The 22,363-nt window shown below is 63.5% G+C and carries 18 protein-coding genes; 4 read left to right on the top strand and 14 right to left on the bottom strand.

Going from position 1 to position 22,363, the window contains the following annotated elements:
* Nucleotides 1–30: 30 nt before the first annotated feature.
* A complete protein-coding gene (gene uvrA, locus HT578_RS06140; protein WP_213502743.1) occupies nucleotides 31–2,946 on the top strand; it encodes an excinuclease ABC subunit UvrA in 2,916 nt (971 codons plus the stop codon).
* A 153-nt stretch (nucleotides 2,947–3,099) separates the two neighbouring features.
* Here the strand turns inward: uvrA and HT578_RS06135 are convergent, their stop codons facing one another.
* The 13 genes from HT578_RS06135 to HT578_RS06075 all read right to left on the bottom strand — a co-directional run bounded on the left by HT578_RS06135 (nucleotide 3,100) and on the right by HT578_RS06075 (nucleotide 16,996).
* Complete coding sequence (locus tag HT578_RS06135; RefSeq protein WP_213502733.1) at nucleotides 3,100–3,987, bottom strand: hypothetical protein; 888 nt, start codon at nucleotides 3,985–3,987, stop codon at nucleotides 3,100–3,102.
* Nucleotides 3,988–4,239: 252 nt separating this feature from the next.
* The gene (locus HT578_RS06130) at nucleotides 4,240–4,746 is read right to left on the bottom strand and encodes a hypothetical protein (RefSeq protein ID WP_213502731.1); all 507 of its coding nucleotides are present in this window, start codon (nucleotides 4,744–4,746) and stop codon (nucleotides 4,240–4,242) included.
* Complete coding sequence (locus HT578_RS06125; protein WP_213502729.1) at nucleotides 4,736–5,590, bottom strand: DUF4747 family protein; 855 nt, start codon at nucleotides 5,588–5,590, stop codon at nucleotides 4,736–4,738. The genes HT578_RS06130 and HT578_RS06125 overlap by 11 nt, the downstream gene beginning before the upstream one ends.
* A 1,410-nt stretch (nucleotides 5,591–7,000) precedes the next feature.
* Nucleotides 7,001–7,507, bottom strand: a complete 507-nt coding sequence (locus HT578_RS06120) for a septal ring lytic transglycosylase RlpA family protein (RefSeq protein WP_052322394.1) — start codon at nucleotides 7,505–7,507, stop codon at nucleotides 7,001–7,003.
* Between the two features lie 134 nt (nucleotides 7,508–7,641).
* A complete protein-coding gene (locus tag HT578_RS06115; RefSeq protein WP_039392546.1) occupies nucleotides 7,642–8,856 on the bottom strand; it encodes an argininosuccinate synthase in 1,215 nt (404 codons plus the stop codon).
* Nucleotides 8,857–8,983: 127 nt separating this feature from the next.
* On the bottom strand, nucleotides 8,984–10,225 hold the full coding sequence (locus HT578_RS06110; protein WP_213502727.1) for an SAM-dependent methyltransferase: 1,242 nt from the start codon (nucleotides 10,223–10,225) through the stop codon (nucleotides 8,984–8,986).
* Nucleotides 10,226–10,309: 84 nt separating this feature from the next.
* The gene (locus HT578_RS06105; RefSeq protein WP_239026520.1) at nucleotides 10,310–11,068 is read right to left on the bottom strand and encodes an SDR family oxidoreductase; all 759 of its coding nucleotides are present in this window, start codon (nucleotides 11,066–11,068) and stop codon (nucleotides 10,310–10,312) included.
* Nucleotides 11,069–11,377: 309 nt separating this feature from the next.
* Nucleotides 11,378–11,785 carry a glycine zipper 2TM domain-containing protein gene (locus HT578_RS06100; protein WP_039392550.1) on the bottom strand — a complete coding sequence of 136 codons (408 nt, stop codon included), beginning with the start codon at nucleotides 11,783–11,785 and terminating at the stop codon, nucleotides 11,378–11,380.
* A 133-nt stretch (nucleotides 11,786–11,918) separates the two neighbouring features.
* Nucleotides 11,919–13,733, bottom strand: coding sequence for a putative bifunctional diguanylate cyclase/phosphodiesterase (locus HT578_RS06095; RefSeq protein WP_239026519.1), 1,815 nt, complete (start codon nucleotides 13,731–13,733; stop codon nucleotides 11,919–11,921).
* Nucleotides 13,730–14,200 (bottom strand): response regulator, encoded by a 471-nt coding sequence (locus HT578_RS06090; RefSeq protein WP_213502725.1) that lies wholly within the window; start codon nucleotides 14,198–14,200, stop codon nucleotides 13,730–13,732. The genes HT578_RS06095 and HT578_RS06090 overlap by 4 nt, the downstream gene beginning before the upstream one ends.
* Entirely contained in the window at nucleotides 14,193–15,650 is a 1,458-nt protein-coding gene (locus HT578_RS06085) for a sensor histidine kinase (protein ID WP_239026518.1), read from the bottom strand. Before HT578_RS06085 ends, HT578_RS06090 begins: the two co-directional genes overlap by 8 nt.
* 169 nt (nucleotides 15,651–15,819) lie before the next feature.
* Nucleotides 15,820–16,311 (bottom strand): asparaginase domain-containing protein, encoded by a 492-nt coding sequence (locus tag HT578_RS06080; protein WP_213502723.1) that lies wholly within the window; start codon nucleotides 16,309–16,311, stop codon nucleotides 15,820–15,822.
* 64 nt (nucleotides 16,312–16,375) lie between these two features.
* On the bottom strand, nucleotides 16,376–16,996 hold the full coding sequence (locus tag HT578_RS06075; RefSeq protein ID WP_213502715.1) for a TetR/AcrR family transcriptional regulator: 621 nt from the start codon (nucleotides 16,994–16,996) through the stop codon (nucleotides 16,376–16,378).
* A 108-nt stretch (nucleotides 16,997–17,104) separates the two neighbouring features.
* Between HT578_RS06075 and HT578_RS06070 the strand changes: the two genes are divergently transcribed.
* From HT578_RS06070 to HT578_RS06060, 3 genes are read left to right on the top strand one after another with little or no spacing between them, the layout of a single operon-like run.
* Entirely contained in the window at nucleotides 17,105–18,520 is a 1,416-nt protein-coding gene (locus tag HT578_RS06070) for an efflux transporter outer membrane subunit (RefSeq protein WP_239026516.1), read from the top strand.
* Entirely contained in the window at nucleotides 18,513–19,685 is a 1,173-nt protein-coding gene (locus tag HT578_RS06065) for an HlyD family efflux transporter periplasmic adaptor subunit (protein ID WP_039392555.1), read from the top strand. Before HT578_RS06070 ends, HT578_RS06065 begins: the two co-directional genes overlap by 8 nt.
* On the top strand, nucleotides 19,685–21,241 hold the full coding sequence (locus tag HT578_RS06060; protein ID WP_213502711.1) for a DHA2 family efflux MFS transporter permease subunit: 1,557 nt from the start codon (nucleotides 19,685–19,687) through the stop codon (nucleotides 21,239–21,241). The genes HT578_RS06065 and HT578_RS06060 overlap by 1 nt, the downstream gene beginning before the upstream one ends.
* A gap of 46 nt (nucleotides 21,242–21,287) precedes the next feature.
* On the opposite strand, the gene HT578_RS06055 is transcribed toward HT578_RS06060, so the two are convergent.
* Complete coding sequence (locus tag HT578_RS06055) at nucleotides 21,288–22,337, bottom strand: chemotaxis protein CheB (RefSeq protein ID WP_039392557.1); 1,050 nt, start codon at nucleotides 22,335–22,337, stop codon at nucleotides 21,288–21,290.
* Nucleotides 22,338–22,363 lie beyond the last annotated feature (26 nt).

Here is a 22,363-nt window from a genome sequence, read left to right as displayed (position 1 = left end):
GACGCGAACAAATCTGGAACATAGGCCCCCATGAGTCTGACCCACATCACCGTGCGCGGTGCGCGCGAGCATAACCTCAAGGGCTTCGATATCGCGCTGCCGCGCGACAAGCTGATCGTCATCACCGGGCTTTCGGGGTCGGGCAAGTCGAGCCTCGCCTTCGACACGATCTACGCCGAAGGCCAGCGCCGCTACGTCGAGAGCCTCTCGGCCTACGCGCGCCAGTTCCTTGAAATGATGCAGAAGCCCGATGTGGAGCACATCGACGGCCTCAGCCCTGCCATTTCCATCGAGCAGAAGACGACGAGCCGCAACCCGCGCTCGACCGTCGCCACCGTGACCGAGATCTGGGACTACATGCGCCTGCTCTGGGCGCGCGTGGGTGTGCCCTATTCGCCCGCGACCGGCCTTCCCATCGAGGCGCAGACCGTCTCCAACATGGTCGACCGGGTGATGGAGCTGCCCGAGGGCACGCGGCTCTACCTGCTCGCCCCCGTCGTGCGCGGGCGCAAGGGCGAGTACCGCAAGGAACTGGCCGAGTGGCAGAAGTCGGGCTTCACCCGCGTGCGCATCGACGGCGAGCTTTACCCCATCGAGGACGCGCCCGCGCTCGACAAGAAGTACAAGCACGACATCGAGGTCGTGGTGGACCGCATCGCGGTCAAGGACGGTATCCAGACGCGCCTGGCCGACAGCTTCGAGCAGGCGCTCAAGCTGGCCGAGGGGCTTGCCTATGTCGATCTTGCCGATGGCGTGGTGCCGGGGCGTGAGGACGAGGCCGAGGCCGCGAAGGGCGCCAAGGGCAAGAAGAACCTGAAGGGCGCAGGGCTTCCGGCCAACCGCATCGTCTTTTCGGAAAAGTTCGCCTGTCCGGTCTCGGGCTTCACCATCGAAGAGATCGAGCCGCGCCTGTTCTCCTTCAACGCGCCGCAGGGCGCGTGCCCGGCCTGTGACGGTCTGGGCGAGAAGATGGAATTCGACCCCCAGCTCGTGGTCCCCAACGAGGGGCTGACACTCAAGCAGGGCGCGCTCGTGCCCTGGGCCAAGTCGAACCCGCCGTCCCCTTACTACATGCAGGTGCTGGCCAGCCTGGCCAACCACTTCGGCTTCGATCTCACCACGCCCTGGCAGGACCTGCCGAGCGAGGTGCGCATCGTCATCCTCTATGGCACGGCCGGCTCGCCGGTGCCGCTCACCTTCAAGGACGGGCGCAAGGAATACACCGTCACCAAGCCCTTCGAGGGCGTGATCGGCAACCTCAACCGCCGCCTTGTCCAGACCGACAGCGCGCTGATGCGCGAGGAGCTCCAGCGCTTCCAGACCGCGCAGCCCTGCGAGGTGTGCGACGGCAAGCGTCTCAAGCCCGAAGCGCTGTGCGTGCGTCTGGCGGAAAGCGACATTGCCGATGCCGCGCGGCTTTCGGTGGCGGACGCCTTCGCCTGGTTCGGAAGCCTCGAAGGCAAGCTCACCGACCAGCAGGCGCAGATCGCCAAGGCCATCCTGAAGGAAATCAACGAGCGCCTCGGCTTCCTCAACAACGTCGGGCTCGATTACCTCAACCTCGACCGGACTTCGGGTACGCTCTCGGGCGGTGAGAGCCAGCGCATCCGCCTTGCCAGCCAGATCGGTTCGGGGCTTTCGGGCGTGCTCTACGTGCTGGACGAGCCCTCCATCGGCCTGCACCAGCGCGACAACGATCGCCTGCTCGAAACCCTGAAGCGTCTGCGGGACCTGGGCAACACGGTGATCGTCGTCGAGCACGACGAGGACGCGATCCGCGCGGCGGACTACGTGGTAGACCTGGGCCCCGGCGCGGGCGTCCACGGCGGCGAGATCGTCGCCGAGGGCACCTTGAAGCAGGTGCTCAAGAGCAAGAGCAGCCTGACCGCGCAGTACCTCACCGGCGAACGCAGGATCGAGGTCCCGGCCACGCGCCGCAAGGGCAACGGCAAGTCGGTGACGGTCGAAAACGCGCGTGCGAACAACCTGAAGGGCGTCACCGCCGAGTTTCCGCTGGGCACCTTCTGCTGCGTGACCGGCGTTTCGGGTTCGGGCAAGTCCTCGCTCACCATCGACACGCTGCAGGCGGGCGCGAGCCGTACCTTGAACGGCGCGCGCGTGATCGCAGGGCCCCACGATGCGATCCGTGGGCTCGAAGCCTGCGACAAGGTGATCGAGATCGACCAGTCCCCGATCGGGCGCACCCCGCGCTCCAACCCGGCGACCTACACCGGCGCCTTCACCCAGATCCGCGACTGGTTTGCCGGGCTCCCGGAATCCGAAGCGCGCGGCTACAAGCCCGGGCGCTTCAGCTTCAATGTCAAGGGCGGGCGCTGCGAGGCGTGCCACGGCGATGGCCTCATCAAGATCGAGATGCACTTCCTGCCCGACGTCTACGTCACCTGCGAGGAATGCGACGGCAAGCGCTACAACCGCGAGACGCTGGAGGTGAAGTTCAAGGGCCACTCGATCGCCGACGTGCTCGACATGACGATTGAGGATGCGGTCGAGTTCTTCAAGGCGGTGCCGCCGATCCGCGACAAGATGCAGATGCTGTGCGAGGTGGGGCTTGGCTACATCAAGGTCGGCCAGCAGGCGACGACGCTTTCGGGCGGTGAGGCGCAGCGCGTCAAGCTCGCCAAGGAACTGGCGCGCCGCTCGACCGGGCAGACGCTCTATATCCTCGATGAGCCGACCACGGGCCTCCACTTCGAGGACGTGCGCAAGCTGCTGGAAGTGCTGCATCGACTGGTCGAGCAGGGCAACTCGGTGGTCGTCATCGAGCACAACCTCGATGTCATCAAGACCGCCGACTGGCTGATCGACCTGGGCCCCGAAGGCGGCGTGCGCGGGGGCGAGATCGTCGCCGTGGGCACGCCCGAGGACGTGGTGAAGAACGAACGCTCCTTCACCGGGCACTACCTCAAGCCCCTGCTGGAGGCCTGAGGTCGAACAGAGGGATGATTCCGAGGGCCATTGCCCTCGGGCTCCCCAAACTGTCGAGCTCTCGTCCCGCGCGCCACGTGGCGCCAGGAAGGTGAGGTCGCCCGTTTTGGGGTCAAGGGGCGATGGCCCCTTGAATCTCTCCTTCCTGCTTCCTCAGCGCCGTCCGAACAGCCGCGCGAAGAAGCCGAGCTTCCGCGGCGGCGGAGCCAGTTCGGTTTCGGCGGCGACGACCTTGCGGCGGATGGCCGAGCCGGTGGCGTTGGGGTCGTAGGCGGGCAGGGGCACCTTGCGCTGGAGGCTGACGGCGGCGAGCGAGCCGAAAGTGTCGTCGGTCAGCGCGCCCTTTGCGAGGTGGACCATGGCCGCCTCGGTGCCCATGTCGACCGTGCCCGAGATCACCGCGACGCGACCCGGCAGGCCCTGCACGGCGACTTCGGTGGCGACCGCCTGGTGGAAGCGCAGCGCGCGCAGCCAGGCGGCGAGCACGGCCTCGACATAGGCGCGCGGGGCCGGGGCGCCTTCTGCGTCCTCGCGGATGAAGTAGCGGCGCTTGTGGCGCAGCAGCGCGGTGTTGATCGCGGTGAGGCCGTCGATCTCCAGATAGAGCTCGATGTCTTCCTCGCGCTCGGCCCAGGGGGCCTCGTCGGCGGCGCACAGGGCGCGCAGCTCTGCGGGCGAGGTGGACGAAAAGGCGAAGGCCTCGTCGGTGTAGAGCCCGTGGAGCAGGACGGGCGCGTGGGGGATGTCCTTTTCGAAGGCGACGTCCAGCTCGTTGGCCAGGCCGATGGTGAGCGCGGTGATCGGAGCGCCCTCGTGCATGTCCACGGCATCGACCAGCTCGGCCCAGCCCGAAATCTCCACCGCCGCGCGCGGCGTGGCCAGACACAGCCGCGCCAGATCGGTGTCGAGCGCGGCCAGGTCGGCCGCCAAGACCTCCTCGGCCCGATCCAGATCCCCCGCCGCAATCCATGCCGCAAGCCCCTGCGTGTAGTCCCGCTCCCCCTCAAGGGTCGCGAAAGCCTCCTGCAACCTGTGAACCACCTGTAATCCCTCTTAATCGCCCACAACCTGCGCCTTGGCGCATCTCCGCGGTATCTATGGGCTAGAGGTCTTTACTTAGTTAACGAACTTCCGGACTTCGCAATTTTACGAAGTCAGAAGGGGAAAGGATGCGAGGGCCATCGCCCTCGCGCTCCCCGAACTGTCGAGGGCAGGTGTGCCGTGGAGGTTGGCGGGGGACTGTTGGATTCTCCTGACTTCGCAAATGGGCTTGATGATTAGACTTGGCTAGATTTATGTTTCTTCGTTCTCGATGGCTGCATTAAATATACGTGCAGTGTGCCAAATACTGGCAACAGTAGATGGGACGAGTAATATTCCATATACAAAAGAAAAAAAGGCGACGCACTGTGTGGCTACCTTCAAGCAGTATGGCATTTCTAACATCAGGAAAATTTGAGCGATCAGGCTGAATGATAGTACTATGGATAGATGGAAGAAGCTTGCGACCATCTTCATTAAGTACGAGTCTTTTTTGCCATTTTGTCGGATCGCATCGAGAAAACGCCCGCTCGAAAAAGATAGCATTATTGCCATCCCGCCCAAGGAGAAGCCAAGAAGGGAAGGGACGCCAGAAGTCACGCAATTTCGCCATTGGTCGGCTTTACCATCGACACTCATCCAAATCGACGAGCACATAGATGTGGTTGCAATCGCGGCCCAAAAATAGGCAGACTTAAATAGCGCATGCAGCCCGCCATAGACGCTCCAGTATCCCTGATAAGAGTTCTTATGTGGCACGGAAACGTTTCACCTCATCTCTGATTGCAATCAAATGGCTGGTTGCTTTGTCGATTATTTTTTGTATTACAAGTGGATATTCTTTTGTCGATCGGTGGACCTTTTGTTCATTCTCATTGAGACCTGAACTTTGAACATTGCCATTTTCGGCTGCGACAGAAGCTCTGGTCAGATTTCGACTGTTGAGCTTAATTCCATCCGTTCCAGGTTGTCGATTGAATTGATAGACTGCAGATTTTAATTTCTGATCGTCGAGTTCTCGTAGAATTTGTTCAGCATCGTCGCCGCGGTGATCGCCGGGGTTTGGTCTCTTGAGTAAAATTGAAATTTTATCAATTCGATGCAGATCTAATACATTTTTCAACGCGTCTTCTGTGGGTTGAACCGTTACTTCATAGGTGGTTTCGCCAGTGTTCAAGCGCTCAAGCGCTTTTTGGAATATTTTTCCGGCCAAGTGTATCGAGAGCGTTTTTCCTAGTTCATTTTTGAGCTCAATGGCAATTTTATGTGTGTTTTCGTCTAGTGCGTAGCTAAATGTCCTGTTGTTAAATCCCTGTTTTTCGAAGACTTTTTTTAGGTTGTCTCCGACGATTTCTTCTTGAAAGGTTGTCTTGTCAATTGACGGTTCTTCAGGGTTGACGTCTGTCCAAACACATATTTGTCCTTCATAGATTTGAGTGTCGCTTTGGCTCTTCGACGGAGGCTTGATGATCGCCCAGTCTCGTCCACGGTATTGTACGGGCTCGAGAGATGCTTGCTGTAACGCGTTGTGATAGATGCCTTGTGGATGTGGCGAAGCTACGACATTGAGAAAACCGATAGGGATCGTACTTGTATCAGGCATTCTGAACCTCAAAAATCACTCGTGATTGGGAGCTCATGCTTCCTAGGTGGAAGCTCTTAAGTTTTTCATGATTTGCGTCACGGCTCCAGCCAGATGATGCCGGGTGGTGATTCTACTTTCCTACCCGTTCAGTCCTGCGATACATGATCTGGTTCACCCCGGCGCGTTGAGGTTTCTCCGCGCCGGATTGGCTTTTCGAGAGCATCGGAAGGGTGGACCATGACCGACAGTGTGCAGGCTTTTTCGGGATCGTCGTGTGCGGGGCAGGGGGCGTCGTCGTCCACGCGGTTTGGGCGGGGGTGGATACCGTGTGACCGGGATATCGGCTTGCCGGGGGAGGGTGCTCGGCCTGCGTCTTCCGCTGCGCGGATGGTTGGGGAGCGCGAGGGCGATGGCCCTCGCATCTCTACTTCTTCTTCTTCTTCTTCTTCAACTCCCGAAACTCCGCCGAACGGACGCTGGGACGCGGGCCGCAAGGTCCGGTTCCTGCACGCGCTCGCCGAGCGGGGGGATGTGCGCGGGGCTTGTGCACTGGTGGGGATGAGTCGCCAGTCGGCCTATGTGCTGCGGCGGCGGGACCGGGTGTTTGCGGCGGGGTGGGCCGGGGCTCTGGTGCTGGCGCGTCAGCATGCCGAGGAGGTGCTGGCCTCGCGCGCGCTGGAGGGCGTGGAGGAGAGCGTGTGGTTCCGGGGCGAGCTGGTGGGGGTGCGGCGTCGGTTCGACTCGCGCCTGTTGCTGGCGCACCTGGGGCGGCTCGACCGGCAGGCGGGGGAGGTCCTGGGGGCGGATTCTGTCTCCGATCTGGCGGAGCGGTTCGACGAGGTGTTGGCGCTGGTCTCGGGGCTCATGCCCGAGGCGGACATGGTGGAGGACCGGGCGAACTATGACGCGGTCTCGCCGGTGCTGCCGCGGGGGCGCGAGGATTTCGTGGCGCAGGGTTCGGAAGCGATGTGCCGGGTGGTCGAGGACGAATGGTACGCGGCGCGCGCCGAGGATATGGGGGATACCGGGGATGCGCCGGGGGAGGACGCCTGCGGCTTTGACTGGCCGGGGGCGCAGGCGCTGTGCGGGGCGCAGTGGGACGGCTGGTTCGCGGCCTCGTGCGGGCGGGTGGATGCGCTGGTCGGTGCGCCTCCGGGCGGCGCGGGGGAGGCGGGTGGCGGTGCCCTCTGGAGGGTGTCAACCGTGTCACCTTCGGGCCCCTCGCAAGGGGCGGAATCGGGCTTGCAAAAATTTTTTGAAAAAAGTGGCGCGGGCCGGGAACGCAATTCGGGGAGTGCGGTTATCGCTAGTGAAGGCCGGCGCAGTCAGTCCCCCCCACCCCCTCCAGACTGCGCCGGTCCGACCCTTTTTCAGGGTGTCAGGGCAGGCCTCGGGTCGCAGCGAGGTGATGTCGGAGGGGAGAGTGGCTCAGCTTTCCTGAGCGAGGACGGCGAGTTCGACCGTTCCCGAGCCACGGCGCATGATGCCGATTTCGCGTGCGGCGGCTTTCGACAGATCGATGATGCGGTTGCCGTGGTAGGGCCCGCGATCCGTGATGGTGACGACGACGCTTTCGCCGTTGCTCGGATTGGTGACCTGGACCTGCGTGCCGAAGGGCAGGCTGGGGTGCGCGGCGGTCAGTTCCTCGGGATCGAAGATGGCGCCGCTGGCGGTGCGGCGACCGGCGAACTTCACGCCGTAGTAGCTGGCAACGCCCGAGCCGATCGTTTCGAAGGCGTCTTCCATGACTTCCGGCGCGGCCGGGAGCGCCTGCACGACAGGCTGCGCGATCATGGCGGGTGCGGGCTCAACTGCGGCGACGGCCGCAACAGCTTCGATGGGGGCAGCCCCGGCATCGGCGTGGACGGGCCCGGCGAGCGGGAGCGTGACCGAGGCGGCAATACCTGCCAGCAATCCGAAGCGTGAAACTTGCAAAACCTACCCCGCTGGGCCGTTGACGATGGAAGGGCTTTTACCCGCGAAGCGTCAAGGATGGGACTCCATAAAAAGCGGCCCGTCGCGCGATGGCAACGGGCCGCCCTGAATCTTGGCTGGATTGCGACGAACGATTACCGGTCGCGCTGGGCCAGGAGTCGCAGACGGAGCGCGTTGAGCTTGATGAAGCCGGCGGCGTCCTTCTGGTCGTAGGCGCCCGCATCGTCCTCGAAGGTGACGTGGCGTTCGGAGTAGAGCGAGTTCGCCGACTTGCGCCCGACGACCGAAACCGAGCCCTTGTAGAGCTTGAGGCGGACGGTGCCGTCGACCTTTTCCTGGCTGTGGTCGATGGCGGCCTGGAGCATCTCGCGCTCGGGGCAGAACCAGAAGCCGTTGTAGATGAGCTCGGCGTACTTGGGCATGAGCTCGTCCTTGAGGTGGGCGGCGCCGCGGTCGAGCGTGATCTGCTCGATGCCGCGATGGGCCGCGGCGTAGATCGTGCCACCCGGGGTCTCGTACATGCCGCGCGACTTCATGCCGACAAAGCGGTTCTCGACGAGGTCGAGGCGGCCGATGCCGTGCTTGCGGCCAAGCTCGTTGAGCGCGGTCAGCAGCGTGGCGGGCGACATGGCGTCGCCGTTGAGCGCGACGCCGTCACCCTTGGCGAAGTCGATGGTGATGTATTCCGGCGCGTCGGGCGCATCCTCGGGGTTCACCGTGCGCGAGTAGACGTAGTCGGGGGTCTCTTCCCAGGGGTCCTCGAGGACCTTGCCTTCCGAGGACGTGTGCAGGAGGTTCGCGTCGGTCGAGAACGGGCTCTCGCCGCGCTTGTCCTTGGGAACCGGGATCTGGTGCTGCTCGGCCCAGGCGATGAGCGCGGTGCGGCTGTTGAGGTCCCACTCGCGCCAGGGGGCGATGACCTTGATCGCGGGATCGAGCGCGTAGGCCGACAGCTCGAAGCGGACCTGGTCGTTGCCCTTGCCGGTCGCGCCGTGGGCGATGGCGTCGGCACCGGTTTCCTTGGCGATCTCGATGAGGCGCTTGGAAATCAGCGGGCGGGCGATCGAGGTGCCCAGCAGGTAGTCACCCTCGTAGCGGGCGTTGGCGCGGAACATCGGGAAGACGAAGTCGCGCACGAATTCCTCGCGCAGGTCGTCGATGTAGATGTTCTCATCGGGCAGGCCCATCAGCTTGGCCTTGGCGCGTGCGGGCTCGAGCTCCTCGCCCTGGCCAAGGTCGGCCGTGAAGGTCACGACTTCGCAGTTGTAGGTGACCTGAAGCCACTTCAGGATGACGCTGGTGTCGAGACCGCCCGAATAGGCGAGAACGACCTTCTTGATGTCGGACATGGGTGCCGTGTTCTCCGCGAGAAAATGCGCTTCTTCGGGACGCGCGCCTAACAGCACCCGCCGAAGTGTGCAACGGTGAGCTGCGCAATGGTGTTGCGCAGCTCACCGCAGGGACGGCTTTGCCCGCTCAGCGGCGACGCAGCGCGCTTTCGGCGGCGCTCATGTAGTCGCGGGTCAGCGGCAGCGTACGGCGAAGGCGGGTGTACTGGATCTGGTAGTTGCACATCGATCCGCTCTCGAACGCGGCGGTGGCCCCGGCCAGGTAGAAAATCCACATGCGGTAGAAGCGCTCATCCATCAGAGCGATGATGGCCTCCTTGTTCGCAACGCAGCGCTTGTACCACTCACGCAGGGTGAAGGCGTAGTGCAGGCGCAGGTTCTCGACGTCGGAGGCGATGAGGCGGAACTTCTCGCTGGCGGCGACCGTCTCGCTCAGCGCCGGAATGTAGCCGCCGGGGAAGATGTACTTGCGGGTGAAGGCGTCGGTGGTGCCCGGCCCACCCATGCGTCCGATGGTGTGGAGCAGCATCACGCCCTCGTCGGTGAGGAGTTCGGCGGTGGACTTGAAGAACTGCTTGAACTGGGCCTGGCCGACGTGCTCGAACATCCCGACCGAAACGATGCGATCGAACTTGTCGCCGCGCTTGGGCATAGCGCGGTAGTCGACGAGCTCGAAGGTGACCTTGTTGCTGACGCCGGCTTCTTCGGCGCGGACCTTGGCGAGTTCGATCTGCTCTTCGCTGAGCGTGATGCCGTGGACCTTCACGTCGTAGTGCTTGGCAAGATAGATCGCCATGCCGCCCCAGCCGCAGCCGATGTCGAGCACGCGCTGGCCCGGCTCGATCGCCAGCTTGGCTGCGATGTGGGCCAGCTTGGCCGTCTGCGCCTGTTCCAGCGTCATGCCGTCCTCGGGCCAGTAGGCGCACGAATACTGCATGTGCTCGAGATCAAGGAAGAGTTTGTAGAGTTCATTGCCGATGTCGTAGTGATGGGCAATGTTCTTCTTGGCGCTGGTGGCCCGGTTGATGCCGTCGATGAGGGTGACGGCCTTGTCCGTGGCAAGCTTGAGCGCGGTCTTCTCCTTGACCTCGCCGCCGCGATCCCACGGTGCGTTCTGGCGCAGCAGCTGGACGAGCTCCATGATGTCGCCCTCTTCAAGAACGAGCTGGCCATCCATGTAGGCCTCGGCCGCGCCGATGCGCGGGTCGGTCAGGATGCGGCGCTCACCGGCCTTGTCGGTAAAGCGTACACGGACGTTGGGATAGCCTTCGGTCGGCGTACCGAAACGGGTCTTCGAGCCATCGGGACGCGAGACTTCGAGGGTGCCGTGGCGCACGCCACTTTCGAGGAACTTGTCTAGAATGGCCATCGTATCCAGTCGTCACTAGTTTGAAAAAGAAGAATTGTGGGGGGCAAAGCAACAGGCGCGTAGCGCGCCTAGTCCGGGATTGTTTCAGGTTCGTGCCAGAAAGAGGACATCTCGGGGCTGGGGGACAAGATGTTGCCCGGAATCGACATAGACGGTCTCGCCACTGGCAAGCGGGCCTTCTGCCAGGAAGAGTGCGGTACGCACGATGTCGTCGGGCGAGGTCTTTCGGCGCAGCAGGTTCATGCGGTGCGAGATCTCGGTCTCGTCCTCGGTCTGGTCGTGACTTGCAAGGATGGCCCCAGGGGCCAGGCCGTAGACCCGGTCCTGCGGCCGCGACCGCGCCATGGAAAGCATCGGGATCGTCGCCGCAAGCGCGTGCTTGCTCATCGTGTAGGAGAAGAAATCGGGATTGGGATTGCGCAGCTTCTGATCGGTGACCTGGATCAGGCGACGGCCAGACGGTGTGCGGGCATGGGCAAAAAAGGCTTGCGCCATGCGGGTAGGCGTCCCGGCATTGACCTGCATCGCGGCCTCGAACGTGTCGGGCTGGAGGCCCGTTGCATCGTCGTACTCGAAAACGGCCGCGCAGTTCACGAGCAGGCGCCAATCTGCGCGACGTTCGGCGAGTTCGCGGACCATGGCGGGGCCCGCCTCCCAGTCATCGAGGTCGCAGGAGACGGTTTCTGCAGATGGCAACTCGTCGGCGAGCGCTTCGGCTTCCTTACGTGAATTTCCGAAGTGGATGGCGACATGCCACCCTTTCGAACCGAAGGCGCGGGCGAGATGGGCTCCGATACGCTTGGCGCCTCCTGTAATCAGGACAGTCCGGGTGTTGCCGCTCACGCGCCGAGGTCCGCGCACGGAAGGACCCGAGAGGGCACGTTGTCGGGGCTGGCCGGGACGCTAACCGAGGAAGTCCAATAGGGTATGTGGCACAAGGAGAAACGCATCGTGCCCTATAGGAGCATAACATGTCGGACGAGGGAAGGGGGCTGGCGTGTGGAAAGCGGCAAGGCCGGTGCAGGAAAAGGTTGCGGGCGATCCGGCCCCGGGGTGCCCGGGGCCCGGAAAAGCCAACCCTATGCGCGCCGCGGCGGAACTCTTGCAGCTCCGTCGCGACGCGGTAAAAATCTCAGCGGCAAATCAACGCGATCAGCGGCAGCGGATATCGCCCTTGTCGATTTCGCGGCCGAGCGCGCCGCCAAGGACGCCGCCCAGAATGGTGCCCAGCGTGCGGTCGCCGCGACCGGCCAACTCGTGTCCGGCCAGGGCGCCGACACCCGCACCGATGATGAGCCCGGTCGTCCCGTTGTCGCGGCGGCAGTAGTAGCGTCCATCGCGACCGCGCCAGACATGGGAATTGCGGCTGATACGCCGAGGCGAACGGTAGCGTCCGCGCGCATCGTAAAGGCCGCGCCGGTCATCGTGACGGTAGTCGCGGTGGTGCTTGTTGCGGTAGCCATGGGCCGGTGCATGGCGCGGGGGATCGGCGAAAGCGGCCGTTGGGAGCAGGCTTGCTCCGGCAAGCGCGAGGACGAGGCCCATAAGCGGATGTTTCATCTCGAGTATCCTTGATTCGATATGCTTGGCCATGCCTTGCCTGAAGCGGGGCGAACCTCACATGAACCGGATCGAGGATGAACGCTGGATCACCTGCCGCAGGGACACTGTTCAAGATGTCGGTCTGCGGTTGCTATTGCAGACGAGCTTCCGGCCCGTAAGTGGGTAGGGCATGGGGGCTGGAGTTCCATTTGACCACCCAGCTTTGCAGGTGGTCGAAGGGGAGCGGACGGCTGATGCCGTAGCCCTGGCCGAAGGGGCACCCCAGCGTAACCAGAAGTGCGCGCACGGATTCGTCTTCGATCCCTTCGGCAACAAGACTGATGCCAAGGCTGTTGCACAGGACCACGAGGGACGTGATCAGCGATTGGTCGAAGGAGCTCTCGGTGCAGCGCGATATGAAGGAGCGATCGATCTTGATCTCATCGATCGTGAAGTCCCGGAGATAACCGAACGATGTAAACCCGGCGCCGAAGTCGTCGATGGAAAGGCGCACGCCTTCGCGGTGGAGTTTTTCGACGACACGCCGTGCTTGCGCTGGGTGTGCGATAAGCGCGGTTTCCGTCAATTCCAGGATCACGCGCTCCGGGTTGATCTGATGCATGGAAATGCTTCTCAGCACATTCTCGACGAAACTGGGGCGCTCCAGCATGCGCGCGGAGACGTTGATGGAGATACTGGTGTCCGGCCAGGCTTCGTGGACCGTCGCAAACTGGCCAAGCACCGTGTCCAGGCACAGGATCGTGAAAGGTTCGATCAGGGGGGATTGTTCAACGACCCGGATAAGCTGTTCGGGAGAGACATCGCCACTGTCGTGCGGAACCCAGCGGACCAAGGCCTCGAAGCCGGTGACCCGGGCGTGGAGCAGGTCGATCTTGGGCTGCCAGTGCCATTGGATCTCGCGCGCCGCGATGGCTTCGGCCAACTCGTCAAGGAGCCCCTTGTGATCGAGTTCGTCGGGGTCCTGAAGCTCCTGGCTGCGCGCCACGCATGTTTTCTCGACGCCAGCCTTGGCCTTGTACATGGCGCTGTCCGCGGCCGAGAGAAGGGCCGTGGGCGAGAAACTGAGCTGTGGGCACAGGGCCATGCCCAGAGAGGCTCCGACGTAGAGGACACGGTTGTCGTGAAGAACGGGTTGTTCGATCAACTGATTGATCTTCTCGCCCATTGCCGTGGCCGCATCCACCGTGGCGATGGACTCCAGGATGATGGCGAATTCGTCACCGCCAAGGCGGGCGACGGTATCAACTTCGCGCAAATGGGCGCGCAGCCGGCGCGCGACCGTCTGCAGCACCACGTCTCCCGCGGCATGGCCGAGACTGTCGTTGATTTCCTTGAACCGGTCGAGATCCACCATCACGACCGCGAAACTGTCGCCGCTGCGGCGGGCCCGTGCGCAGGCCTGGGTCAGGCGGTCGAAGAAAAGCGTGCGGTTGGGCAGGTCGGTGAGAGGGTCGTGCAGGCTCTTGTGGGTCAGTTCCGCCTCGGCCTGGCGCACGGCCTTGCGATCCTGCCGCCAGGCGATGCCCTCCTTGATCGAGGCGGCGACATTCTCGGCCGAGAGCATGCGCTTGGTGAGAAATTCGGTCATGCCCTGCTTGATCGAATCCGCAGCGATCTCGGCGCTGCCATGGCCGGTGACGGCGATGATGGGGCAGTCCGGATCCAGTTCTTCGCGAATGGCCGGGAGCAGCTCGCGGCCGTCTCCGTCGGAAAGGCCGAAATCCAGGAACACGATGTCGAAACGGCTATCCGGGTTGCGGATCAGTTCCAGCGCCTCGCAGCGCGAAGCGGCCTCTTCGACGTGCACGTTCCAGGCTGTGCGATGCAGCATGCGGGAGAGCTTTTCGCGATCGACATCGTCGTCATCGACGATGAGAACCTCCAGAAGGTCCTCGTCACCGGAGCCGGGGTGATCGTGCGGGGAGCAGTGCATGTCCTTGGTCATAAGGCGTCTCGCGGGAGATTCTGGGTGCCGGTGTACTTGCGAATGAAATCGGCCAGTCGGGCGAACTGGGGGCCCACGGCAGACTTTACCATGTAGCCGGCCACATGTTCGTCGTAGGCACGGCGCATGTCCTGATCGCGGGCCGACGTGCTCAGGACGAACACGACGCTACGTTGCAAGGCTGGATCGTTACGCAAGGCCTGAAGGAACTGGAAGCCGTCCATGTCCGGCATGTTGAGGTCGAGAAGGATGATGTAGGGCGGCGATATGTGTTTGGTGGGATGCTCCCCGCGCAAGATAGCGAGGGCCTCGCGGCCGTCGCCGGCCGTCAGGGTCGGGCAGGTCACGTCGTGCCTCCGGAAGGAGCGGAGCACACCCTCAATCGCCACATCGTCGTCATCTACGATAAGGACAGTGCATTCGACGAGGTCCGAAGGTGTCTGAATGTCCGGTGGCGTTTCAACCATCCTTGAATTCCCGAAGCAGAATGCGTGGCCAGTAGATATCGAAGCGGGCGCCTCCCATCTCACCGTGCGGTGTGACGCTGATCATGCCGCCGTTCGCGTTGATCATGCGCCGGGTGAAGGCAAGGCCGACGCCGTCGCCTTCCACCCGGGTCGATCCTCGGTGGAAGAGTTTGAAAATGCGTTCTTCGTTCCCAGAGGGGATTCCCTGTCCGTCATCTTCAACGGTGAAGACGGTGAAGCGTCCATCCTCGGTGACTTGAACGCGGATGCGTCCGACTGGCGAGCCGTGGTGCTTGACCGCATTGCTGAGCAGGTTGCGCAGGGAGGCGGACAGGGGGGCGCGGGCGGCCTTCAGCGGGCCCGCTTCCACGTCGATGTCCAGTGAGAAGCTTGCCGGAATGTTGCTCGTCGCAAGGACTTCGTCGATCAGGTCACGGGGCTGGAGAGTTTCAAGCTGCGGGTCGCGTACCCCGATACGGGCGTAGTTCAAGAGGTCGTCGATCATCTGTTCGGCACGTTCGATCCGGATTGCGACGCGTTCGAAATTGCGCGTCACGTCGGGGGGAAGTTCCTGGCCCTCGAGGTCTTCGCGAATCCAGCTGACGAGGTCGGCGATACCCCGCAAGGGGGAGCGCAAGTCGTGGCTGGCGACATACGTGAATTCTTCCAGCTGGGCGTTGGTCTGCTGCATGGCGACTTCAGAGCGCTTGCGATGCGTGATGTCGGTGACGATGGCCATGTACAGCGGCTGGCTGGCGTTCTCGTGGCGGGTGAGAGCGATCTCGATCGGGAACTCCTGCCCTGAGCGATGCAGCCCGGTGAGATCTCGTCCAACACCCATCATCCGCGAACTGGGGCTCTGTACATAGCCTTGGAGGTGGTCGCGATGTGCCGCGCGATAGCGTTCGGGGATCAGCATGGCCAGCGACTGGCCGATTAACTCTTCCCGGGAATAGCCGAAATCGGCACCGAGCGTCCGGTTCGCCTTGACGATACGTTGACGGCTGTCGACGACGAGGAGGCCTACAGGGAGGTTCTCGAATATCTGGGCGAAGCGCCGTTCGGCGGTCATGATGCGTTCGAGACTGCGCACGAACACAATGGCATTGGCCTCTGGGAACTCGGGGAAGGGGGACAGCGTCAGTTCCACCGGACGTTCGGAGCCGTCGCCGCTGGGAATCGTCATGCGTCGGGTCCAGCCCGCACGTGTTTCGACCGGGGCCTGAAAGTGGACGTCGACCATGTGCCGCAGGGTTTCCGCGTCGCTTTCCTTGAGCCAGGTATAGATCAGCGAATGGCGCAGCGGCTCGGGATCGGACTCGCCCAGAAGATTCGCGGCACTGACGTTGGCTCCGGAAATCAGGCCCGTGCGCTCAATGATCAGAGCGCCGATGGGGGCATAGAGCAGGGCGCCCGGAAGTTCGTGCCCGCAGGAAATCGTCGTTGTCACGCCTGCCCCCTTGCGAAAGCTCTCTCGTCTCCCCGCGCGGGTCAGGCACGAGGCCAGATACCTGCAGGTGTCGGGAGAGCGCTCAGGCTAAGGGGCAACTGGTTGGGAAGTCACGAAGCCGGAACCTGTGGAACTTGCCTATGCGGGTTCCTCAGATCCGGGGAGGGGCTCAGATGTCGACGAACTTGCCCGCCTCGCGGTCCTTGCGCACTTGCAGGCCGTTGAAGACAGTGCCGCTCATGGTGATCCAGACGCCGGGCGCGGCGGTCTGCGCCGTGGCGAAGGCCATGCCGAGATTGAACGCGGCATCGCTCTCAGCGAACCTGGCCGGGGTGAGGGCACCGCACAGGACAATCGTCTTGTCCTGAATGCCGGCGAGCGCCTGCGCGGTCTCGGTCATGGTGTCGGTGCCATGGGTAAGCACGATCCGCGTCTCGGGAGCTGCACCGATCGTCTGGGCGATCAGGTCGCGATCTTCCTCGGTGAGTTCCAGGCTGTCCTTGCGCAGCAGCTCCACGACACGGAACGGATGCGCGACCCGCGCTGTTTCGAGCAGCTTTCCCATCACGCTTTCGGTGATCTGGTATTCGCTGAGGGCGTCGAAATAGTGTTTGTCGATCGTACCGCCGGTCGTGACGACGAGAATGGGGGAGTGGTTCATGCCTGTAGCTCTAGCAGCCTTGCTGCTGTCAAAAAAGCACCTGGCCCCAGTTGTCCCGTGAGCTTCAGGTGTTGGACTGGTGGGTGCTCAGCCGGTCCCAGTCGATCGAGGCGATGAGATCGTCGACGAAGGCTTCGCATTCCGCGCCATCGGGCTTTACCGGGCGCAGCAGAATGTCGGTGCGAAATCCTGTCATAGCCCAGGTGACCACGGTGGTGAGGCGCTGGGCATCGTCTTCGCAAAACGCAGTGGCGAAGAAGCGATGGACCTCGCGCCGAACCTTTGCGGGGCCCCGGGTGTAGAACATCTCGTTGATTTCGGGGAAGCGTTCGCCCTCGCTCAGCACAAGCCGGAAGAGGCGGATCGAATGCTCCGTGAGAAGACAGTCGAGAAACCGCAGGCACGCCCGGCGCAGCGCCGGGCACGAGAAAGTCTGGCGAGTGAGAACTTCATCGATTTCCTGGGAAAATTGTCCTACCAGGTCGTCGATGACGGCGGCAAACAGCTCCTCCTTCGAGGCGAAATGCGACCACATGGTCGCTTTCGAGCAACTCAGGGCATCGGCAACGGCGCTCATGCTTGTCGCGGCGTATCCCTGCTCGAGGAAGGATTCGCGAGCCGCCTCCACGATCTCAGCCCGCTTGCGCGCCTTGTTGCGCTCCCGTTTCCCAATGTTCTGATCCATAACTAAACTTGGCAGTACACTTTTCCGTTGACTCTTGCAAGCGATGCAACGATAAAAAGTGTACTGATGAGTACGATATTTCCCTCACGAGTCGCAGCAAGTGCCCTCTTGGCTGCCACGATTTCGCTTGCCGGATGTGCGCCGGATCTGGGGCCCAAGCCCGAGATTCGGGCGCTATCCTCGTTCGAGATGGAGCGGTCGATCGCGGCTGCCGGACAGGGCGAGGAATGGCCGCCGTCCCAGTGGTGGCGGGGCTATGATGACCCGCAACTGGATGCGCTGATCGAGGCAGCCCTTACGGATTCGCCGGATCTGGCTTCCGCGATTGCACGCGTGCGCCAGGCGCGCGGTGCGCTCCAGGCATCACGTTCGAGCGTGTTGCCCTCGCTCGGTGCGCAAGGTTCGGGCGAATTCGCCAAGCAGAGCTACAACAATGGGACCCCGGCATCCGCCCTTCCGCAGGGCTGGGAAGACTATGGGACCCTGGCCCTGTCCGCGAACTGGAACCTGGATATCTGGGGCAAGAACCGCGCGCTCCTTGCGGCCGCCACCTCGGCCACGGAGGCGGCCCTCGCCGAAGTGCGACAGGCGGAACTCGTCCTGACCAGCGAAATCGCCTCGTCCTATTTCGACCTTGCACGCCTGCTGGAGCGCGAGAAAGTCCTCGAGGAAGCGCTGAAGGTGCGCGAAAGCTCCGAGGAGCTGACGGCCAAGCGGTTTGAACAAGGACTGGAGAACGAGGTCCCACTGCGCCAGGCGCGGGCCGAGGTGGCCCGCGCGCGGGGGCTGATCGTCGCCAACCGTGAGCAGATCGCCAGGCGGCGCCACGCGCTCGCGGCCCTTCTTGGGGCTGGACCGGATCGGACGCACGATCTTGTCCCGGTCCCCCTCGAACGTATCGCGATGACGCGCGTGCCGGCAGATGCGGGTATCGCTCTTGCCGGCCGCAGACCGGACATCGTCGCGGCGCGCCGTATTGTCGAGGCTTCGCAGAGCGGCACGGAATATGCCCGCAAGTCGTTCCTGCCCGACGTATCCCTTGGAGGCCTGATCGGTCTGACCTCGCTCGGGATCTCCAATCTGTTCAACGACGGTTCGGATTACGGCAGCGCGGGGGCGGCGGTCAGCCTGCCGATCTTCCAGGGTGGCGCCTTGTCCGGTCGCTACCGCGTGGCGCGGGCCGGGTACGATTCGATGGTCGCAAGCTACAACAAGACCGTGATCGAGGCTCTGCAGGAAGTCGCAGACGCGATTGCGAGCCGGGATTCCGCATCCCGTCAGCGTGAGCACGCCCTGGACGTCGAGACAGAGGCTGAGGCCGCGTTCGGTCTCGCCTCGCAGCGCTACGGGGCGGGGCTCACCACCTACATCGAGGTCCTGACCAGCCAGACTTCCGAACTCGATGCGCGCCTCTCCGCGCTTGATGCCCAATTTGCAACGCTGGCCAGCGATGTCGCGCTCAAGCGCGCGCTTGGCGGCGGCTATGCCGAAGAAAACGACGAGAAAGCCAATAGCGATGACTGACACGAATACGGGCGGCGGGGCCGGGAGCGGGGCCGGAGCCGAGGGCGCACCGGAAAAGGGCAGCGTCATCCACAAGAGCAAGCGCAAGACGCTTCTCATGGGGCTGGGCGGGGTCGTGGCCGTCGCGGCGGTGCTGTGGGGCGGCTATGAATTCTTTATCGGCAGCCGCTCGGTCTCCACCGACAACGCCTATGTGGCTGGCGAAAACGCCGATGTCACGCCGCTGACGTCGGGCCGCGTGACCGAGGTCCTGGTTACGGATACGCAGCCTGTCCGCAAGGGGCAGCTCCTGTTCCGCATCGAGGACAAGGACCAGAAGATCGCGCTTGCCGAGGCGGAAGCGAACCTGGAACGCGCCAAGCGCATGTACGGGCAATCTCTTGCCAACAACGAAGCGCTGGCCGCGGCGGCAGATGCCAACCAGGCGCAGATTGATACGGCGCGGGCCAATCTCCAGGCGGCACGCGCCGATCTGACCAAGGCCACTTCGGACTTTACCCGGCGCAATGCCCTGGCGGGCTCGGGGGCTGTGTCGACCGAGGAGCTGACCTCGGCGAAGCAGGCGCTGGATTCGGCGCAGGCGGCCTTCGAGCAGGCGCGGGCGGCCCTGAAACAGGCCCAGGCCAGCGCTGTCAGCGCGCGCCAGCAGGAGCAGGCTGCGGTTGCCCTGACAAAGGGAACCGACGTGGAGACTGCGCCCGAGATCAAGCTGGCCCAGGCCCGCTATGACGCGGCCAAGCTGGACCTTGAACGCACCGTCGTGCGCGCGCCGATTGCGGGCGTCGTGGCCCAGCGTTCGATCCAGGTCGGCCAGAAGATCCAGAACGGATCGCCCGCGATGGTCATCGTCCCGGTCGACAAGCTCTATGTCGATGCCAACTTCAAGGAAGACAAGCTGGGGCAGGTGCGGGCTGGCCAGAGTGCGACGCTGACCTCCGACTTCTATGGCGGCGATGTCGAGTATCACGGCAAGGTCGTCGGTTTCTCGGGTGGGACGGGCGCGGCCTTCTCGTTGATCCCGGCCCAGAACGCGACCGGCAACTGGATCAAGGTCGTGCAGCGTCTTCCTGTGCGCATCGAGCTCGACCAGGACGAATTGAAGGCCCACCCCTTGCGCGTGGGACTTTCGATGGAAGCCGAGATCGACCTGACGAGCGAGCGGTAATGGCACAGGACGCTGCCGCCGCGCCGGCTTTACCGCCCGGGCAGGACGGGACCTTCTCCGGCGCCAAGCTGGCGATCACCGCCTTCGTTCTGGCGATGGCGAACTTCGTGGTCGTGCTGGACATGACGATCGCGAATGTCTCGGTTCCGCATATCGCAGGCGGGCTTGCGGTCTCTACCGAAAGCGGGACCTGGGTGATCACCACCTACGCGGTCGCCGAGGCGATCTGTGTCCCCTTGACGGGCTGGCTGGCCGGGCGCTTCGGCGTGGTCCGGATGTTCCTGATGTCGATCCTTGGCTTTGGCCTGTTCTCGGCGCTTTGTGGTGTCTCGGGCAACCTGACGGTTCTCCTGATCTTCCGCTTGGGGCAGGGGCTGTGCGGCGGACCGTTGATGCCGCTCTCGCAGACGCTGCTGCTCAAGATCTTCCCGCGCGAATCGCACCCCAAGGCAATGGCCATGTGGGCGATGACCGTCGTTGTCGCACCGATCGCGGGGCCTATCCTGGGCGGCTATATCTCGGACAACTGGGACTGGCGCTGGATCTTCCTGATCAACGTGCCGATTGTGGTCGCGGTCTTCCTCTCGCTTGCCTATCTGCTGCGCGATGTAGCTTCGCCCAAGCGCTACCTGCCGATCGACAAGGTCGGGCTTGCCCTTCTCGTGATCTGGGTCGGGGCATTCCAGATGATGCTCGATCTCGGGCATGATCGGGACTGGTTCCACAACACCACGATCTGCATCCTCGCAGTCGTTGCAGTCATCTTCTTCGCGATCTTCGTGATCTGGGAACTGACCGAAGAGCATCCCATCGTCGATCTTGCGGTGTTCCGGCACCGCGGGTTCAGCGCTTCGACGTTTGCCCTGGCGCTGGCTTTCGCCACCTACTTCTCGGCCGTGGTGATCGTGCCGCAGTGGCTGCAGGGTGGGATGGGATACACCGCGACCTGGGCGGGTATCGCGATGGCGCCCGCGGGCGTTCTGGCGGTCTTCGCTTCGCCTATCGTGCCCAAGCTCATGCAGCGCGCGGATCCCCGCCTTCTGGTGTTTCTGGGTGTGTCATGGCTGGCGTTCTGTGCGTATCTGCGCACGTACTGGTCAACCGATTCCACGCTCTGGCAGGTGGCTTTCCCGCAGTTGATCCAGGGCGTAGGCGTCGCCTTCATGATCGTGCCGCTGACGACCATTGGCCTGGCCTCCGTGGATCCGGACGAGACCGCTTCGGCTGCGGGTATCTCCAACTTCGGGCGTACCTTGGCAGGGGCCATCGGGACCTCCGTCGTGACGACCCTATGGGCAAATCTGGAGCGCAGCGATGGCGCAGATCTGGTGGCCAGCATGAACCACACGGACCGTACGATGTCGGCGCTGCAGGCGCAGGGCATGCCGCTTGAAATGGCGCGTTCTGCAATCGAGCGGGTCGTGGCCCTGCAAGCCCAGGCGCAGGCAACGGTGCACGTGGCCATGTATTCGGCCATCGCGCTTCTGATCGCCGCCTTTGCGATCTGGTTCGCTCCCAGGCCCAAACGCGGCATGAAGCCAGCGTCGGGGCACTAGGCGCAAGGTAGCGGGCTGTCTTCAGATTCTCGCAGCATGGCGCGCTTTAGGTCGCGGCTGCGCAGTTCGTGAGGATGTCGGCGGCCAGTTCGGCAAGGCCCAGTTCCGCGCTTGCCGCCCCGGCCTCGACGGCGGCGGCGGGAGCCTGCGGGACGGTGGCTGTGTTGCGGTCCTGTGCCAGAGTGCGGCAGCCCGCCGCCTGGAGCAGTTTGAGCCCCTTGGCGCCGTCCTCGCCCATGCCGGTGAGTACGGCGCCGATCGCGGGCATGTTGCCGCGCGACAGCGAGCCGAAAAGTAGCGTCGCGGAGGGCCGGAAGCCGCCTACCGGATCGCGCTCCACCATGCGTACCTTCGCTGGCGTGCCCGGTTCGACGATCACGTGCCGGGCGGGGTCGTAGGCGATGTGCACCGTGCCGGGCTTGAGTTCGGCACCATCCGTGGCGGCCACGACGGTGCACCGGCAGTCCTTGTCGGCCTTGGCGATGAACATTTCGGCCAACATCGGTTCGGTCTGCAGAATGATGACGGTGGGCGGGCAGGCCTTGGGATACTGCCCGAGCACTTCGGTGAGGGCATCGACGCCGCCCATGGAGGTGCTGAAGGCCGCGATCATGCCGTTGGACTGGTAGCCGCCGTCGTCGCCCGCCTCGCCCTCGCCGCGCGCGGCCTTGGGGCGGGGCTTGTCGCGTACGTTGGAATTGGCCGCGGCGAGGACGATCTTGCCCAGTTTGCCGACCGTCTTGGCGAACTGTTCCGGGGTGGCCTTGAGGGGCTTGGGAAAGCATTCCACCGCGCCGAGTTCAAAGGCCTTGAGCGAGGTCTCGGTCCCGCTCTGGGTCAGGCTGGAGAGCATGACCACGGGCAAGGGGTTGCCCCCGTTCATGATCTCCTCGAGGAATTCGATACCGCTCATGCCGGGCATTTCGACATCAAGCGTCACGACGTTCGGCTGGAGCTCGGCGATCTGTTCGCGCGCTTCGGCTGCATTGGCGGCGGTGCCGATGACGCGGATGTTCTTGGATTGCTCCAGGACATCGCAGAACAGGGCGCGCATCGCCGCGGAATCGTCGACTACCAGGACGCGGGCGTCATGCATGGAGTGAAACCTCTCTTGTGCTTCCG

Origin of the sequence: Novosphingobium decolorationis, assembly GCF_018417475.1 — a bacterium.
GTDB classification, from domain to species: domain Bacteria; phylum Pseudomonadota; class Alphaproteobacteria; order Sphingomonadales; family Sphingomonadaceae; genus Novosphingobium; species Novosphingobium decolorationis.
Note: the sequence above shows the minus strand (reverse complement) of the source record. Positions and strands in the feature narration are given on the sequence as shown.

Bases quoted from the DNA above. Each gene is read 5' to 3' on its own strand.
- HT578_RS06060 (WP_213502711.1), top strand. From the start codon at position 19,685: ATGGCACAGGACGCTGCCGCCGCGCCGGCTTTACCGCCCGGGCAGGAC.
- HT578_RS06110 (WP_213502727.1), bottom strand. From the start codon at position 10,225: ATGGCCATTCTAGACAAGTTCCTCGAAAGTGGCGTGCGCCACGGCACC.
- HT578_RS06080 (WP_213502723.1), bottom strand. From the start codon at position 16,311: ATGAACCACTCCCCCATTCTCGTCGTCACGACCGGCGGTACGATCGAC.
- HT578_RS06115 (WP_039392546.1), bottom strand. From the start codon at position 8,856: ATGTCCGACATCAAGAAGGTCGTTCTCGCCTATTCGGGCGGTCTCGAC.
- HT578_RS06100 (WP_039392550.1), bottom strand. From the start codon at position 11,785: ATGAAACATCCGCTTATGGGCCTCGTCCTCGCGCTTGCCGGAGCAAGC.
- HT578_RS06095 (WP_239026519.1), bottom strand. From the start codon at position 13,733: ATGACCAAGGACATGCACTGCTCCCCGCACGATCACCCCGGCTCCGGT.
- HT578_RS06055 (WP_039392557.1), bottom strand. From the start codon at position 22,337: ATGCATGACGCCCGCGTCCTGGTAGTCGACGATTCCGCGGCGATGCGC.
- HT578_RS06090 (WP_213502725.1), bottom strand. From the start codon at position 14,200: ATGGTTGAAACGCCACCGGACATTCAGACACCTTCGGACCTCGTCGAA.
- uvrA (WP_213502743.1), top strand. From the start codon at position 31: ATGAGTCTGACCCACATCACCGTGCGCGGTGCGCGCGAGCATAACCTC.
- HT578_RS06065 (WP_039392555.1), top strand. From the start codon at position 18,513: ATGACTGACACGAATACGGGCGGCGGGGCCGGGAGCGGGGCCGGAGCC.
- HT578_RS06075 (WP_213502715.1), bottom strand. From the start codon at position 16,996: ATGGATCAGAACATTGGGAAACGGGAGCGCAACAAGGCGCGCAAGCGG.
- HT578_RS06125 (WP_213502729.1), bottom strand. From the start codon at position 5,590: ATGCCTGATACAAGTACGATCCCTATCGGTTTTCTCAATGTCGTAGCT.